Origin of the sequence: Enterococcus sp. AZ196, from assembly GCF_050498845.1 — a bacterium.
Classification (GTDB): Bacteria; Bacillota; Bacilli; order Lactobacillales; family Enterococcaceae; genus Enterococcus_A; species Enterococcus_A murrayae.
Genome location: NZ_JBIPAM010000001.1, coordinates 1689979 through 1705561, shown reverse-complemented (window position 1 = coordinate 1705561; position 15583 = coordinate 1689979). Strand labels below are relative to the sequence as shown.

Sequence of the window (15583 nt, the reverse complement as noted above, 5' to 3'; positions counted from 1 at the left end):
CATGCCAAAAGGCGAGGGTAAATTAGTAGCACAAAATAAAAAAGCACGTCATGATTATACGATTATTGATACGATTGAAGCTGGAATCGTTTTGCAAGGGACTGAAATCAAATCAATTCGGAATAGCCGTATTAATTTGAAAGACGGGTTTGCTCGAATTCGAAATGGCGAGGCGTTTTTATACAATGTTCATATCAGTCCTTACGAACAAGGAAATATTTTCAACCATGATCCTGTACGAACACGTAAATTATTGATGCATAAAAAACAAATTGCTCGTTTGACTGGTGAAGTTAAAAATGCTGGAATCACATTAGTGCCATTGAAAGTTTATTTAAAAGATGGATATGCGAAGGTTTTGATTGGCGTCGCGAAAGGGAAACATCAATACGATAAAAGAGAAAGTTTGAAACGTAAAGATGTAGATCGGCAAATCAGCCGAACACTGAAAAACTATTCACGTTAGCAAAATATTCTTTTTCGCATATTTGGTGACAATTTCTTTACTTCACAATGGATTTTGATACGATTAGTTACAATCTATACTAGCCTTTTTGTGGGCAAAACCAGCTAATTAAGGCGTATAGTCAGGGATAAAATAACGTTAGAGAAAATGTCTCTGAGTTATTCGAAAATTTTTAGGAAAATTCTTTGAAATTTTCTTTCTCTGGTGGTAACATACGATAGTATTTTGAGGAGCAGCGCTAGGCAGGCACGAGCTGACACGAGTCGCTGGGAAGAGAGGTGAACTGAATTGGATGAAAAATCTTGGGTTTTCCATATTGGCCCCATATGGTTTGATGGTACGGTAACAACAATGATTATTTTGACATGTGTGATTGTCTTTTTCCTTGTTTTTGCGTTTACACGCAATCTATCATTGAAGCCCAAAGGAAAGCAAAACGCAATTGAGTGGGTCATTGATTTTACTACGAACATTGTTGGCGACAACATGCCTCGTAAAGAAGTCAGAAATTTTAGTTTGTTCTCATTTACGTTGTTCTTATTTATTTTTGTAGCAAATCAAATTGGACTGGTCACAAAGATCGTTACAGGTGATGAGGTAACTTTTTGGAAGAGTCCAACAGCAAATCCTTTTGTAACAATGGGATTGGCCTTACTTGTATTGATCTTAGCCAATTACTTAGGAACAGAAAAACTGGGCCTAGGTGGTTACATCAAAAATTCTTTCTTCACACCAGCAGGATTATTTCCTATTAAGTTGATGGAAGAATTTACAAATGTTATTACGTTGGGACTACGTCTTTACGGGAACATTTTTGCAGGTGAGGTATTGCTTTCGCTGATCGCAAGCATGGTTACCAGCGCAGGATGGTGGACTTTACCATTCGCTATTCCGCTTGAAATGATTTGGATCGCATTCTCATTATTTATTGGTAGTATCCAAGCTTTTGTTTTCACAACTCTATCGATGGTTTATATCAGTCATAAAATCGAGGTAGAATAAAAAATTAACATACTTTTAGGAGGAAATTTATTATGAACTTTATCGGTGCAGGAATCGCAATCATGGGAGCCGCAATTGGGGCTGGTTATGGTAATGGACAAGTAATCTCAAAAGCAATTGAATCAATGGCACGTCAACCAGAAATGTCAGGACAAATTCGTTCAACAATGTTTATCGGTGTTGGTCTAATCGAAGCTGTGCCAATTCTAGGTGTTGTACTTGGTATGTTGATGGTTTTCCAAGGTTAATAATAATGCTTTTTTATTGCGACTCATCCCAAGGGTGAGTGAAAGGACCGTTTGGCGGTTCTTTTAAATGAGAAAGAACAGAAAGGAAGACCGAGTATGCTGAATCTAGTTATTGCTGAGGCTGTCAATACAACACTCGGTAATTTAATCGCCGTTACAGGAGCTTTTGTCATCCTAATGGCATTATTAAAAAAATTCGCGTGGGGTGCTGTTCAAGATATCCTGAAAAAACGTGAAGATAAGATCGCCAATGATCTAGATTCTGCCGAACAATCTCGGATCAAGGCGGCTGAGTTGGAAAAAGAACGTGAGACTCAGTTGGCTAGTTCTCGTAGTGATGCGGCAGATATCATTAAAAATGCGAAAGAAAGTGGCGAGTTGAGCCGTCAAAACATCATCAAGGATACAAAAGAAGAAGTGACTCGTCTAAAAGATCGTGCACAAGCGGAAATCAAGGATGAACGCGAAAATGCATTGACTTCTGTCAAAGATGATGTGGCAACACTTTCTCTACAAATCGCAGAAAAAATCTTGAGCAAAGAGCTGTCACAAGATGCTCATCAAGATTTGATCAATAACTATATGGATAAGTTAGGTAATACGAAGCATGAAGCTTGATAAATATACTGTTGGTAAACGTTACGGAAAAGCTTTGTTTGAATTGGCGATCGAAAATGAAGCTGCCGATGCCGTTTATCAAGAGTTATTGACAATTCGGGAAATCTGTAAAGAAATACCCGATTTAGGAAATATTTTGACTGACGTTCGTTTAGAAAGTGCCGAAAAGAAAGCGATTATGGATGCTTTCACTGGCGGTTTTGACGGCATTGTCAAAAACTTTCTGTTAGTTGTCTTTGAATACAATCGTAGCGATGATTTGCCCTTTATGATTGAAGAGTTTGAACATCGCTATGATGAATTAAATAAAATCGCACACGGAACAGTCACCACGGCTGTGCCGCTCTCTCAAGAAAAGAAACAAGAACTTGAAGCAAAAGTCGCTGATGTTTTTGGCTACCAGAAGGCCACGCTAACCCCGTTAATTGATGAATCAATTCTCGGCGGTGTCATTGTTGAAGCCGATCATCAAGTGATCGACGGCAGCCTCGCCAGCCAATTAAATGGTCTACGAGCAGCACTTAGTAAAAAGTAGAGAAGAAGAGGTGAAATGAATGGCCATCAAAGCAGAAGAAATCAGTGCTTTAATCAAAGAACAGATTCAAAATTATGACAATAAACTGTCTGTTGAAGAAATAGGAACAGTTACTTACGTTGGGGATGGGATTGCCCGTGCTCATGGGTTAGAAAATGCAATGAGTGGAGAACTTTTAGAGTTTTCTAACGGCTCTTACGGAATGGCACAAAACTTAGAAAGCAATGATGTCGGTATCATTGTTCTAGGTGAATTTGAGTCCATTCGAGAAGGAGATAAAGTAAAACGTACAGGTAAAATCATGGAAGTGCCGGTTGGCGATAACATGATCGGTCGTGTGGTCAATCCATTAGGCCAACCGATTGATGGAATGGGGCCGATCGAAACGAGTAAAACACGCCCAGTCGAAGCTATGGCTCCTGGCGTAATGCAACGTAAATCAGTTTCAGAGCCAATGCAAACTGGCTTAAAAGCCATTGATGCCCTTGTTCCAATTGGTCGTGGCCAACGAGAATTAGTAATTGGCGATCGTAAAACTGGTAAAACGTCAATTGCGATTGATACGATCATCAACCAAAAAGGTCAAGATATGATTTGTATCTATGTTGCTATCGGTCAAAAAGAGTCTACTGTACGCTCACAAGTAGAAACACTTCGTAAATTTGGTGCTATGGATTATACCATCGTTGTAACAGCTGGTGCATCTCAACCTGCACCGCTATTATTTATTGCGCCTTACGCTGGAACTGCGATGGGTGAAGAATTCATGTACAACGGCAAACATGTATTGGTTGTTTTTGATGATTTATCAAAACAAGCCGTTGCTTATCGTGAACTTTCCTTACTGTTACGTCGTCCGCCAGGTCGTGAAGCTTATCCAGGGGATGTTTTCTATTTGCATTCACGTCTATTAGAACGTGCAGCAAAACTTTCTGATGAATTAGGCGGCGGATCATTAACTGCCTTGCCATTCGTAGAAACACAGGCTGGAGATATATCTGCGTATATTCCTACTAACGTAATCTCGATCACTGATGGACAAATCTTCCTAGAAAATGATTTGTTCTATGCTGGTATTCGCCCAGCCGTTGATGCAGGTCTATCTGTATCACGGGTTGGTGGTTCCGCACAAATCAAAGCGATGAAAAAAGTTGCCGGAACTCTTCGTTTAGATCTTGCCAGCTATCGTGAATTAGAAGCCTTCACCCAATTCGGCTCTGATTTGGATGCTGCTACTCAAGCAAAGTTGAATCGTGGACGCCGAACAGTTGAAGTACTGAAACAAAAATTGCATGATCCGCTTCCTGTTGAAAAACAAGTAGTGATTCTTTATGCCTTGACTCATGGTGTGCTTGACAGTATTCCAGTTAACAGTATTTTAGATTTTGAGGCACAATTATTTGAATATCTGGAAACAAATCATTCAGACATGTTTGCGACAATCCGCGACACGAAAGATTTACCAGATACAGATAAATTAGATGAAGCAATTCAAGAATTTAAAGATATTTTTGACGCTTCCGCAGCTAACCAAGAAAAAGCATAATCGAGGTGAGAACAAATCATGGCATCCTTAAATGAAATCAAAACACGGATTGCATCGACAAAGAAAACTAGTCAAATCACCAACGCTATGCAAATGGTATCCGCATCTAAATTAACGAAGTCAGAAGCTTACTCAGCGAAATTTCAACTTTATGCTTCAAAAGTACGTGAAGTACTGACACACTTAACAGCAAGTGAATTGACTGAGTTGGCCAACTCTGGTCGGGAATTAGGCGGCATCAATTATCACAGTATGTTGTTGAATCGTCCAGTCAAAAAAACTGGTTATATTGTGATTACTTCTGATGGCGGTTTGGTCGGCGGTTATAATAGTTCGATCTTAAAACAGACCATGACGATGCTTGAAGATGATCATGATTCTGCTGATGAATATGTTTTGTTAGCCATTGGTGGAACCGGTGCGGACTTCTTCAAAGCTCGCGGCGTTAAATTAGCTTATGAGTTACGCAATTTATCAGATCAGCCAAGCTTTGATGAAGTACGAAAAATCGTCTCTATGACGACCAGTATGTATGAAAATCAGGTTTTCGATGAACTGTACGTATGTTATAACCATCACGTCAATTCATTATCTAGTCAGTTCCGGGTGGAAAAAATGCTGCCGATTTCTGACTTAGATCCAAGTGAAGCACAAACGTATCGCGAAGAATATTTATTCGAGCCTTCAAAAGAAGCGATACTTGATCAATTACTTCCGCAATATGCAGAAAGTCTGATCTATGGTGCGATTGTTGACGCTAAAACAGCAGAGCATGCAGCTGGGATGACAGCGATGAAGACAGCGACAGATAACGCAAGTGCTATCATTGATGATTTAACGATTTCATATAACCGGGCACGTCAAGCGGCGATCACCCAAGAGATTACTGAAATTGTCGGCGGGGCTTCCGCATTAGAATAATTTCGAGATTGGAGGAAAAAACATGAGTTCAGGCAAGATTGTTCAAGTTATTGGTCCCGTTGTCGACGTGGAATTTTCTTTAGATCAATCCTTACCAGACATCAACAATGCGTTGATTGTTTATAAAAAAGATAAAACAAAAGTCGTTCTTGAAGCTGCTTTGGAACTTGGTGATGGTGTCATTCGCACAATCGCCATGGAGGCTACTGACGGTTTGCAACGAGGGATGGAAGTTGTCGATACTGGCAAATCAATTTCTGTTCCTGTAGGTAAAGATACTCTAGGTCGAGTCTTTAATGTATTGGGGGAAACAATTGATAAGGATGCGCCTTTTCCAGAAGATACTGAAAGAAGCGGTATTCATAAAAAAGCTCCTGCCTTTGAAGAACTTAGTACGAGTAATGAAATTTTAGAGACAGGAATCAAAGTTATCGACTTATTAGCACCTTATTTAAAGGGTGGGAAAGTCGGACTTTTCGGTGGTGCTGGTGTTGGTAAAACCGTCTTGATCCAAGAACTGATTCATAATATCGCACAAGAACACGGTGGTATATCAGTGTTTACAGGTGTTGGAGAACGTACTCGTGAAGGAAATGACCTTTATTATGAAATGAAAGACTCTGGCGTTATCGAGAAAACGGCTATGGTGTTCGGACAAATGAATGAGCCGCCCGGTGCGCGTATGCGGGTTGCCTTAACAGGTTTGACATTAGCTGAATATTTCCGTGATGAAGAAGGACAAGATGTGTTGCTGTTTATCGACAACATCTTCCGGTTCACTCAAGCAGGCTCAGAAGTTTCTGCTTTACTAGGTCGTATGCCGTCAGCTGTTGGTTATCAACCAACTTTGGCGACTGAAATGGGACAATTGCAAGAACGGATCACTTCAACGAAAAAAGGTTCAATAACTTCTATTCAAGCCATTTATGTACCAGCCGATGACTATTCTGACCCAGCTCCAGCGACTGCTTTTGCCCATTTGGATGCAACGACCAATTTGGAACGTAAATTAACGGAGCAAGGGATTTATCCGGCCGTTGATCCATTGGCCTCATCCTCAAGTGCTTTAGCACCTGAAATCGTTGGAGAAGAACACTATCGTGTGGCAACAGAAGTTCAACGTGTCTTGCAACGTTACCGCGAATTACAAGATATTATCGCCATTTTAGGGATGGACGAATTGTCTGATCAAGAGAAAGTAATCGTATCTCGTGCTCGTCGGATTCAATTTTTCTTGTCACAAAACTTTAACGTAGCCGAACAATTTACTGGTCAACCTGGTTCATATGTGCCTGTTGAAAAAACAGTTGAAGGCTTTAAAGAAATCCTTGAAGGAAAATATGATGATCTTCCAGAAGATGCCTTTCGTAGTGTAGGTACAATTGAAGATGTAATCGAAAAAGCGAAAACTTTAGGCTACTAGAAAGAGGTGCCCGATGGAACAAGAAAAAAACAAAGTTCTGCAAGTGAACGTTGTTACTCCGGATGGTAACGTCTATGATCATAATGCAACTATTGTTGTTGCTAAAACAGTCGCTGGTGAAATTGGAATCTTACCTAACCACGCACCGATCATTGCGCCTCTTGCAATCGATGAGGTTCGTGTTCGTCGAACGGATTCTGATACACACGTGGACTGGATTGCAGTTAATGGAGGAATCATGGAGGTTCGGGACAATGTGTTGACAATTATTGCTGACACGGCCGAACGCGAACGTGATATCGACGTATCCCGTGCTGAAAGAGCCAAACAGCGTGCGGAAGCACGGATTCAAGAAGCGCGTGAAAAACAAGACACGGATCAACTAAGTCGTGCCGAAGTTGCTTTGCATCGTGCGATGAATCGGATTAAGGTTTCAAAACATCGTTAAAATTTTGAAAAAGATCATGTCAAATTTTTTTGACATGATCTTTTTTTATTCGTAACTCGCAATTAGAGTATAGCCTTGAGTAAAAATTTGTTGAAAGCATCAATACCAAATTTCGCTAATAAATTTTTAGTGTTTTGACAAAAAAATCCAGATGAAAATTTTTAAAGAACTTTTTAGGAATAATAAAAAATTACTTTTGACAGTTAAGAAACAAAAAATAAATTTTAAGTTTTTTAAAAGTTTCTGTACAGTCCTTTGGGTGAGCAAAGTGTTCTTCTTTACATGAAACTGTGATATAATCCAACTGTTGATTTTTTTTGAAAGGATATGAATTATGCAGGTATATGGAATTGATGCAATCGTTAGAATCGTCTCGCATTTTTCCTTCATCTATTTAGCTTTTTGGGCTCTAAGATCATTGCGCACAGAAAATCTTTTTAAAGCATTCAAGGAAACACAAGTACGGCTTGTGATCTTGATGCTGTCCATTGCTTTAGGTTTTGCTTGCAGCACATTCTTTTTAGAAATCATTCTTTTGTGTAAAAATATATTTTTGACATTTAGTTAAGGTACATATACAAGGAAATCGATTAGCTTTTTTTGGAGGGAATACAATGGAAGAGATCATCGTTCGTGGTGGTAAACAATTAAAAGGAACAGTACATATTGAAGGGGCAAAAAATGCTGTACTGCCGATTTTAGCTGCGACTTTATTGGCTGAAGAAGGAACATCAACTTTGAGCAATGTTCCGATTTTATCTGATGTCTTTACCATGAATCAAGTGATTCGTTATTTGAATACAGATGTTGAATTTAACGAGGAAAGTAAAGAAATCACAGTGAATGCAACACGTCAATTAAACGTGGAAGCACCTTATGAGTATGTTAGTAAAATGCGTGCATCAATTGTCGTAATGGGACCTTTATTAGCACGTAATGGTCATGCTAAGGTGGCGATGCCAGGTGGATGTGCGATCGGCAAGCGTCCAATCGACCTGCATTTGAAAGGATTCCAAGCGTTAGGTGCGAAAATCATTCAAAAAAATGGTTATATCGAAGCGATTGCTGATGAACTAGTGGGAGATACAATTTATTTAGATTTCCCAAGTGTTGGTGCAACTCAAAATATTATGATGGCTGCTGTAAAGGCCAAAGGCACAACCGTGATTGAAAACGTAGCTCGTGAACCTGAAATCGTTGATTTGGCAAACTTCTTGAACAAAATGGGCGCTAGCATTCATGGTGCAGGTACAGAGACGATGCGTATTGAAGGTGTAGAGCATCTTCATGCAGTATCGCATCCAATAGTCCAAGACCGGATCGAAGCTGGAACATTTATGGTTGCTGCTGCGATGACTGAAGGAAATGTTTTGATCGATGGCGCGATCCCTGAACACAATCGTCCCTTGATTTCAAAATTGATTGAAATGGGTGTTAAGATTACGGAAGAAAACGATGGTTTGCGTGTGATTGGTCCTAAGACGTTAAAAGCGACTGATATCAAAACAATGCCGCATCCAGGTTTTCCAACAGATATGCAGGCTCAAATGACAGCTATTCAATTAGTCGCAGATGGAATCAGTACTACGACAGAAACAGTTTTTGAAAACCGTTTCCAACATTTAGAAGAAATGCGTAGAATGAATGCGCAAGTCAAAATTGATAATAATGTGGCATTAATCAAAGGCGCTTCAGAGTTGCAGGGGGCAGAAGTTTACGCCACAGATTTACGTGCGGCTGCGGCTTTAGTTTTAGCGGGTTTGCGAGCAAATGGCATTACTCGTGTACGTAATCTAAAATATTTAGATCGTGGATACTATCAATTCCATAAAAAACTTCAACAATTAGGTGCAGATGTGGAACGTGTAGACAACGAAAGTAAGAAAGCAATTGACGTAGCGACTGTTTTAGCTTAAGGAGTGGATACATGAGTTCAGGTGAACATATCTTACGCAGCTTGATTCGAATCGTAGCGATTTTACTCACGGGTGTTTTATTATTCATCATTGGCAGTATGATTGGCTATGGAGCAATGGGTGGCGGTAATCCGTTTAAAGTGCTATTGCCAGATGTTTGGCGTCATATTTTAGAATTTGTTCATTAGTATCTTGAACAAATTTATAACGAAGACTGATGAAGAGGCTGTTCCTATTTTGGTGCAGTTTCTTTTTATCGATTCTGCTTCTTAACAGTTTATTTAAGGAAGAACTAAAATAGAAGAAGCTATCAGTAATTAACAAAATGATTTAGTATAATCATACGTGTATCCAAAAATTCTGTACATAGTTTCAACGTAAAAGTCAATTTGTAGTGAAATAGAAAGTATATGATTTAGTTTGAGGTGAGAGAGTGAGTTTCATAGGAAAAGGATTAATCCTTTTAGTGCGTGGGTATCAGCGATTCATTTCACCGTTAAAGCAACCATCTTGCCGTTACTATCCTTCATGTTCAAGCTATATGATCAAGGCGGTACAAGTTCATGGGGGCGTTAAAGGTTTTTTGATGGGAATATCACGAATATTGCGGTGTCATCCCTTTGCCAAACCTGGTTTGGATTATGTACCAGCAAAATTTTCCTTACGAAAAAATTTAACGGATAAAGAAGAACCAAATTATCAGAATCCACAGGAACATTCATAGATTCTATCATTTTATGATACTTTGTTGATAGATGAAATAAAGAAAGACTGAACACGTCCTTATTACCAAGTTTGCTAAATCACTAAAAAAAAGTTGAATTGGTTATTGTAAGCACAAGGCAAGTTTAGCCGGCCTTTTGACAAGTGTATAAGAAAAGCCTTTCAAAAATAGGCAAATGCATATAAATTTTTTTCAATGTTCGGTGACAATAGTTTTTCTCAAATTGTTTGAAGAATAAGTTAAATAAGTTATTTTAAATAAAGTAATCCAGCTTTTCATAAGTTGGCTTGCTTTTTTTTTAGTTATTTGACGAAGCGTTCTCAGCATTGTAAGCGCTATAAATTGTTTGAGTATTGCTGAATTATTAAAATATTCAGAAAATTTAATTGACAGTGAGAGTTTTTTCCTATATATTCTTTATTATCTTAACGATTTATCATTATTTTATTAGGGGGAAACAGGATGAAGAAAAGAACAGTAGCTGCTTTAGCAGCAGGGTTGTTTCTATTTGGCGCATGTGGTTCGCCTAAAGCTAACGATAGCAGCGGCGGGGAAGATGCGAAGACAATCAAAATCGGTGGAAACTTTGAATTATCTGGTGCTGTAGCTGCATATGGTGAAGCGGAAAATGAAGGCGTCAAATTAGCTGTTGAAGAAATCAATAAAGATGGCGGAATTGATGGAAAGAAAATTGAATATATTTCGAAAGACAACAAATCAGATAATAATGAGGCCGCATCTGTAGCTGCGAACTTAACAACAAAAGATGAAGTTGTTGCAATCGTTGGACCAGCGACATCAGGTGCAACAAAGGCGACTTTACCGAATTTGTCAAAAGCTAAAGTACCAGCTGTGACACCATCAGGAACAGATGATGCAATTACTGTTCAAAAGAAGAAAGTGCAAGACTATATTTATCGTTCTTGTTTCCAAGATAGTTTCCAAGGAATTGTATTGGCAAAATATGCGGACGAAAACTTAAAAGCTGATAAGGCGGTAATCTTAGGTGATAATTCTAGTGATTACGCGAATGGGTTGAAAAAGGCATTTAAAGAGACTTATAAAGGAAAAATCGTAGCAGAGGAGAACTTTACTGCAGGAGACAAGGATTTCCAAGCGATGTTAACGAAAATCAAAGACAAAGACTTTAACGTTATCTATATTCCAGGTTATTACACAGAAGCTGGTTTGATTATCAAGCAAGCACGTGAAATGGGAATCGAACAACCAATCATTGGTGCTGATGGCTTCGGTGATGAAAAATTAGTTGAAACAGCAGGCGCGAGCAACGTTAAAAATGTTTATTACACAGGGCACTTCTCAACAAAAGCTCCAGCAACGGATAAAGTTGAACCGTTTGTAAAAGCTTTTGAGAAGAAATACAGTAAGCAGCCATCTTCATTCAACGCTTTGGCATATGATTCTGTTTATATGATCAAACAAGCAATTGAGGATGAAGGAAAAGCAACACCAGAAGCAATTGATAAGGGTCTTGCGAATTTGAAAGATTTTGAAGGTGTTACTGGTAAGATTTCAATGGACAAGGAACATAATCCTGTAAAATCAGCGGTTGTTCTTGGCCTTACAGATGGGAAAGAAACTTCTGCTGAAACCGTTAATCCTTAATTACTTGGGAACAGCAGGCAAGGGAGTGTGCCAATGGACTTTGGTACGCTCCCTTTTAAGAATTAAAGCCGCTACTAAGCGGCTACTCTATTTTTTTGAAAAGTGATGTGATAAAGATGGAAGTATTTATTCAGCAAATCGTTAATGGGCTTTTCCTAGGTAGCGTCTATGCATTGATGGCATTGGGGTATACTATGGTTTACGGAATTATTAAATTAATTAACTTTGCTCATGGTGAAATTTATATGATTGGTTCCTTCATAGGGTACTTTTTAATCAATCAGTTCAACATGGGGTTCTTTCCAGCCTTAGTCTTGTCGATGTTGGGCAGTGCCATTTTAGGTGTTGTGATTGAATTTTTAGCGTATCGACCATTGAGAAACTCAACACGAATCGCGGCATTGATCACAGCGATTGGTGTTTCATATCTATTACAAAATACAATGATTTATTTCTTCAGTTCAACGACACGACCATTTCCGCAAGCGATCAAGCTACAAGTTTACAAAATTGGATTCTTGAGCGTTTCAAATATTCAGTTGCTGATTTTGGGCCTATCAGTGTTCTTAATGATTGCTTTGAACTTAATCGTTCAGAAAACGAAAATGGGAAAAGCGATGCGTGCGGTAAGTGTTGATACGGATGCTGCTCAGTTGATGGGAATTGATGTAAACCGTACGATTTCCTTCACGTTCGCTTTAGGATCAGCGTTGGCTGCAGCTGGAGGAATGATGATCGGTTTGTATTACAACTCGATTGACCCGATGATGGGCTATATTCCTGGTTTGAAGTCATTTATTGCAGCGGTATTAGGCGGGATCGGAATTATTCCAGGTGCTGCGATTGGCGGCTTTGTAATTGGTTTGATTGAAACGTTAACTACGGCGTTAGGTTTCTCTGATTTTAAAGATGCAGTAGTGTATGCTGTATTGATTTTGATTTTATTAGTTCGTCCGGCCGGTATCTTAGGCAAACATGTGAAAGAGAAAGTGTAGGTGGATCAAATGAAAAAGAATTTGAAATACAATTTGATTTGGCTAGCTTTAATCGTGATTGGTTATGTAGTTTTATACGTAGCTTATTCTGCTGGAATGGTCAACTTGTTCCTAGATAATATTTTGGTGCAGATCGGTATCAATGTAATTTTAGCAGTTGGATTAAATTTAATTATCGGCTTCTCTGGTCAGTTTTCTTTGGGACACGCTGGTTTTATGGCGATAGGTGCCTATGCAGCGGCGTTGATTTCAATGAATATGCCAACCTTTGGCGGTTTTTTCTTAGGTATGGCAGTAGGAGTCATTTTGGCTGGAGTCGTAGCTGTAGCAGTTGGAATTCCGACTTTGCGTTTAAGCGGGGATTATCTTGCAATCGCAACATTAGGTGTAGCAGAAATTATTCGTATTTTACTGATCAACTTTAAAGAGATTACAAATGGGCCTTCTGGTTTATTCGGTATTGAGCCTTTTGTTGATTGGCAAATGGTTTATGGTTTTATGGCGATTACGACATTATTTATCGTAAACTATATTCGTTCAGGTGCAGGACGTGCAACTATGGCGATCCGTGAAGACGAAATCGCAGCCGAAGCAATGGGAGTTAATACAACTAAGTACAAGGTAATGGCCTTTACATTTGGGGCTATGACAGCTAGTATTGCTGGTTCATTGTATGCTGGGTATCTGCAGTCGATTGCACCGAAAGACTTTGCTTTTACCAAATCAGTTGATATTCTGATTTTAGTTGTACTGGGCGGCATTGGTAGTGTGACTGGGACATTTATTGCAGCGATTCTTTTGGGTATCATCAATATGTATCTGCAAGACTTTGGTACATTACGGATGATTATTTACGCATTCGCATTGATTATTCTAATGATCTTTAAGCCTGGCGGATTATTAGGTACAAAAGAAGTATCCGTGAAGAAAATTTTAGATAAGTTCAAAAAGGGAGATGACCAGAATGCCTCTGTTGGAAATTAAAGAGTTAACCAAAAACTTTGGCGGTTTGGCGGCGGTCTCCAATGTCAATATCGCATTAGAAGAAAATCAATTAGTCGGCTTGATCGGTCCGAATGGTGCCGGAAAAACGACGTTGTTCAATCTGATTACAGGTGTCTATGAGCCAAGTGAAGGTGATGTTTTATTGGAAGTAGATGGTGAGAGTCACCGTTTGAATGGTCAGAAACCATACAAAATAGCTGATCTTGGGTTGAGCCGAACATTTCAAAATATCCGTCTATTTAAAGACCTGACTGTTTTGGATAATGTATTGATTGCTATGAACAGTAAAAATAAAGAAGGCTTTTTCTCTAGTGTTCTGCGTCTACCTTCTTTCTACAATAAAGAAGACAGTCTGAAAGAAGAAGCGTTGAAATTATTAACGATTTTTGATCTGCAAGATAAGGCAGAAAATTTAGCACGCAATTTGCCTTATGGTGAACAACGGCGCTTAGAGATTGTTCGCGCGTTGGCTACGAAACCAAAGATTCTTTTCTTGGATGAGCCTGCGGCAGGAATGAACCCGCAAGAGACAGCAGCTTTGACCTTGTTGATTCGAAAAATCCAAGAGGAATTCCAGATCACAATTCTATTGATTGAGCATGATATGAGTCTAGTAATGGATGTGTGTGAGCGAATTTATGTTTTGGAATATGGGCGTATTTTAGCGGAAGGCGTTCCAGAAGAAATCAAGAATAATCCAGAAGTTATTAAAGCCTATCTCGGAGGTGAGCTATAATGCTGAAAATTGAAAATCTTTCGGTTCATTACGGCATGATTCAAGCAGTACGAGATGTTAGTTTTGAAGTAAATCAAGGCGAGATTGTTTCACTGATTGGAGCAAATGGTGCCGGAAAAACGACAATTTTGCGGACGATCTCTGGTTTAAATCAGCCATCTAAAGGGACGATTACTTTTGAGGGTGCACCTATTCAAAAGAAAGCACCAAGAAGAATTGTTGCTCAAGGAATTTCCCAAGTACCTGAAGGTCGGCACGTTTTCCCTGGGTTAACTGTTTTAGAAAACCTAGAAATGGGTGCCTATTTAAGAAAAGACAATGATATACAAAAAGACTATGAACATGTTTATGAAAAGTTCCCGATCTTGAAAGAGCGTTTAAGCCAGGATGCATCAACGCTCTCCGGTGGTGAGCAACAGATGTTAGCAATGGGACGTGCATTAATGTCAAAACCGCGTTTATTATTGTTAGATGAGCCCTCAATGGGATTAGCACCGATTTTTATTCAAGAAATTTTTAATATCATTCAAGAGATTCAAAAACAAGGAACGACCGTTTTATTGATCGAACAAAATGCTAAGATGGCTTTATCGATCGCTGACCGCGGCTATGTATTGGAAACTGGTAAGGTAGTCTTATCAGGGACAGGTCAAGAGTTGCTAGAGAGTGAAGAAGTGAAAAAAGCTTATCTAGGAGGATAAAACATGAGTGTAAAAGATTTTATGACAGAAAATTTAGTGACAGTCACACCAAATACTAAAATATTTGACGCTGTTGATTTGATGAAGAAATATGATATCCATCGTTTACCAGTTATTGATAATGAGAAGTTAGTAGGCTTGATCACTGAAGGAACGATTCAGGAGTCTCTGCCTTCAAAAGCAACCAGCTTGAGTGTCTATGAGGTTAATTATTTGCTGAATAAAACGGTTGTATCAGACGTGATGATTAAGGACGTCAAAACGATTGCTCCTGATGCGGAGTTAGAGGACGGAATTTACTTAATGCGTCAAAATAAAATTAATGTACTTCCTGTATTAGATAAAGAAAAATTGGTGGGTATTATCACTAATAATGATATCTTCGATGCCTTCTTAAAGTTAACAGGCTATCATGAAGGTGGAACACGTATCCAATTGAAGATTTTAGAGGATAAAAAAGGTGTGTTGGCGGCCGTTTCCAAAATTTTGGCGGATAATGATTTCAGTATTCTGACTGTTATTGTAGATCATCAAGCAAAAGCAACGAGAGTAGAAATTCAAATCGCCAGCAAAGAAACAGAAAAAATCAAACAATTGTTAACAGATAATGGGTATGAAGTTGTCCGTGCGGCAATCACACAGCCCTAGATTTAGGGATGACTGAGTGATCAGT

General features: G+C 39.0%; 19 protein-coding genes. All 19 read left to right on the top strand.

Annotated features, from left to right (window positions below):
- The first annotated feature begins 1 nt into the window (after position 1).
- The 19 genes from smpB (at position 2) to IGI67_RS08240 (ending at position 15558) form a co-directional block, all read left to right on the top strand.
- The gene (smpB, locus tag IGI67_RS08330) at positions 2-466 is read left to right on the top strand and encodes an SsrA-binding protein SmpB (protein WP_207109391.1); all 465 of its coding nucleotides are present in this window, start codon (positions 2-4) and stop codon (positions 464-466) included.
- Between the two features lie 288 nt (positions 467-754).
- On the top strand, positions 755-1468 hold the full coding sequence (atpB, locus tag IGI67_RS08325) for a F0F1 ATP synthase subunit A (protein ID WP_429957383.1): 714 nt from the start codon (positions 755-757) through the stop codon (positions 1466-1468).
- 32 nt (positions 1469-1500) lie between these two features.
- Positions 1501-1716 (top strand): ATP synthase F0 subunit C, encoded by a 216-nt coding sequence (gene atpE / locus IGI67_RS08320; protein ID WP_010746753.1) that lies wholly within the window; start codon positions 1501-1503, stop codon positions 1714-1716.
- A gap of 96 nt (positions 1717-1812) precedes the next feature.
- Positions 1813-2334: a F0F1 ATP synthase subunit B gene (atpF, locus tag IGI67_RS08315; protein WP_207109389.1), complete on the top strand. Its 522-nt coding sequence runs from the start codon at positions 1813-1815 to the stop codon at positions 2332-2334.
- Positions 2324-2869: an ATP synthase F1 subunit delta gene (atpH, locus tag IGI67_RS08310; RefSeq protein WP_207109388.1), complete on the top strand. Its 546-nt coding sequence runs from the start codon at positions 2324-2326 to the stop codon at positions 2867-2869. Before atpF ends, atpH begins: the two co-directional genes overlap by 11 nt.
- 19 nt (positions 2870-2888) lie before the next feature.
- A complete protein-coding gene (gene atpA / locus IGI67_RS08305; protein ID WP_429957382.1) occupies positions 2889-4415 on the top strand; it encodes a F0F1 ATP synthase subunit alpha in 1527 nt (508 codons plus the stop codon).
- A gap of 15 nt (positions 4416-4430) precedes the next feature.
- A complete protein-coding gene (locus tag IGI67_RS08300) occupies positions 4431-5336 on the top strand; it encodes a F0F1 ATP synthase subunit gamma (RefSeq protein ID WP_207109449.1) in 906 nt (301 codons plus the stop codon).
- Positions 5337-5358: 22 nt separating this feature from the next.
- A complete protein-coding gene (atpD, locus tag IGI67_RS08295) occupies positions 5359-6759 on the top strand; it encodes a F0F1 ATP synthase subunit beta (RefSeq protein ID WP_207109386.1) in 1401 nt (466 codons plus the stop codon).
- 13 nt (positions 6760-6772) lie between these two features.
- Positions 6773-7207 (top strand): F0F1 ATP synthase subunit epsilon, encoded by a 435-nt coding sequence (locus tag IGI67_RS08290; protein WP_010746747.1) that lies wholly within the window; start codon positions 6773-6775, stop codon positions 7205-7207.
- Between the two features lie 334 nt (positions 7208-7541).
- Positions 7542-7775: a DUF1146 family protein gene (locus IGI67_RS08285; RefSeq protein WP_207109385.1), complete on the top strand. Its 234-nt coding sequence runs from the start codon at positions 7542-7544 to the stop codon at positions 7773-7775.
- Between the two features lie 46 nt (positions 7776-7821).
- A complete protein-coding gene (gene murA / locus IGI67_RS08280; RefSeq protein ID WP_429957381.1) occupies positions 7822-9123 on the top strand; it encodes a UDP-N-acetylglucosamine 1-carboxyvinyltransferase in 1302 nt (433 codons plus the stop codon).
- Positions 9124-9134: 11 nt separating this feature from the next.
- A complete protein-coding gene (locus tag IGI67_RS08275) occupies positions 9135-9311 on the top strand; it encodes a DNA-directed RNA polymerase subunit beta (RefSeq protein WP_207109383.1) in 177 nt (58 codons plus the stop codon).
- Between the two features lie 245 nt (positions 9312-9556).
- Positions 9557-9847 carry a membrane protein insertion efficiency factor YidD gene (yidD, locus tag IGI67_RS08270; protein WP_429957380.1) on the top strand — a complete coding sequence of 97 codons (291 nt, stop codon included), beginning with the start codon at positions 9557-9559 and terminating at the stop codon, positions 9845-9847.
- A 462-nt stretch (positions 9848-10309) separates the two neighbouring features.
- On the top strand, positions 10310-11473 hold the full coding sequence (locus tag IGI67_RS08265; protein ID WP_429957379.1) for an ABC transporter substrate-binding protein: 1164 nt from the start codon (positions 10310-10312) through the stop codon (positions 11471-11473).
- A gap of 116 nt (positions 11474-11589) precedes the next feature.
- On the top strand, positions 11590-12468 hold the full coding sequence (locus IGI67_RS08260) for a branched-chain amino acid ABC transporter permease (protein ID WP_207109380.1): 879 nt from the start codon (positions 11590-11592) through the stop codon (positions 12466-12468).
- Between the two features lie 9 nt (positions 12469-12477).
- The gene (locus tag IGI67_RS08255) at positions 12478-13452 is read left to right on the top strand and encodes a branched-chain amino acid ABC transporter permease (RefSeq protein WP_429957378.1); all 975 of its coding nucleotides are present in this window, start codon (positions 12478-12480) and stop codon (positions 13450-13452) included.
- Positions 13433-14209 (top strand): ABC transporter ATP-binding protein, encoded by a 777-nt coding sequence (locus IGI67_RS08250; protein ID WP_207109378.1) that lies wholly within the window; start codon positions 13433-13435, stop codon positions 14207-14209. Before IGI67_RS08255 ends, IGI67_RS08250 begins: the two co-directional genes overlap by 20 nt.
- Positions 14209-14910 carry an ABC transporter ATP-binding protein gene (locus IGI67_RS08245; RefSeq protein ID WP_429957377.1) on the top strand — a complete coding sequence of 234 codons (702 nt, stop codon included), beginning with the start codon at positions 14209-14211 and terminating at the stop codon, positions 14908-14910. Before IGI67_RS08250 ends, IGI67_RS08245 begins: the two co-directional genes overlap by 1 nt.
- Positions 14911-14913: 3 nt before the next feature.
- A complete protein-coding gene (locus tag IGI67_RS08240; protein ID WP_207109376.1) occupies positions 14914-15558 on the top strand; it encodes a CBS and ACT domain-containing protein in 645 nt (214 codons plus the stop codon).
- Positions 15559-15583 lie beyond the last annotated feature (25 nt).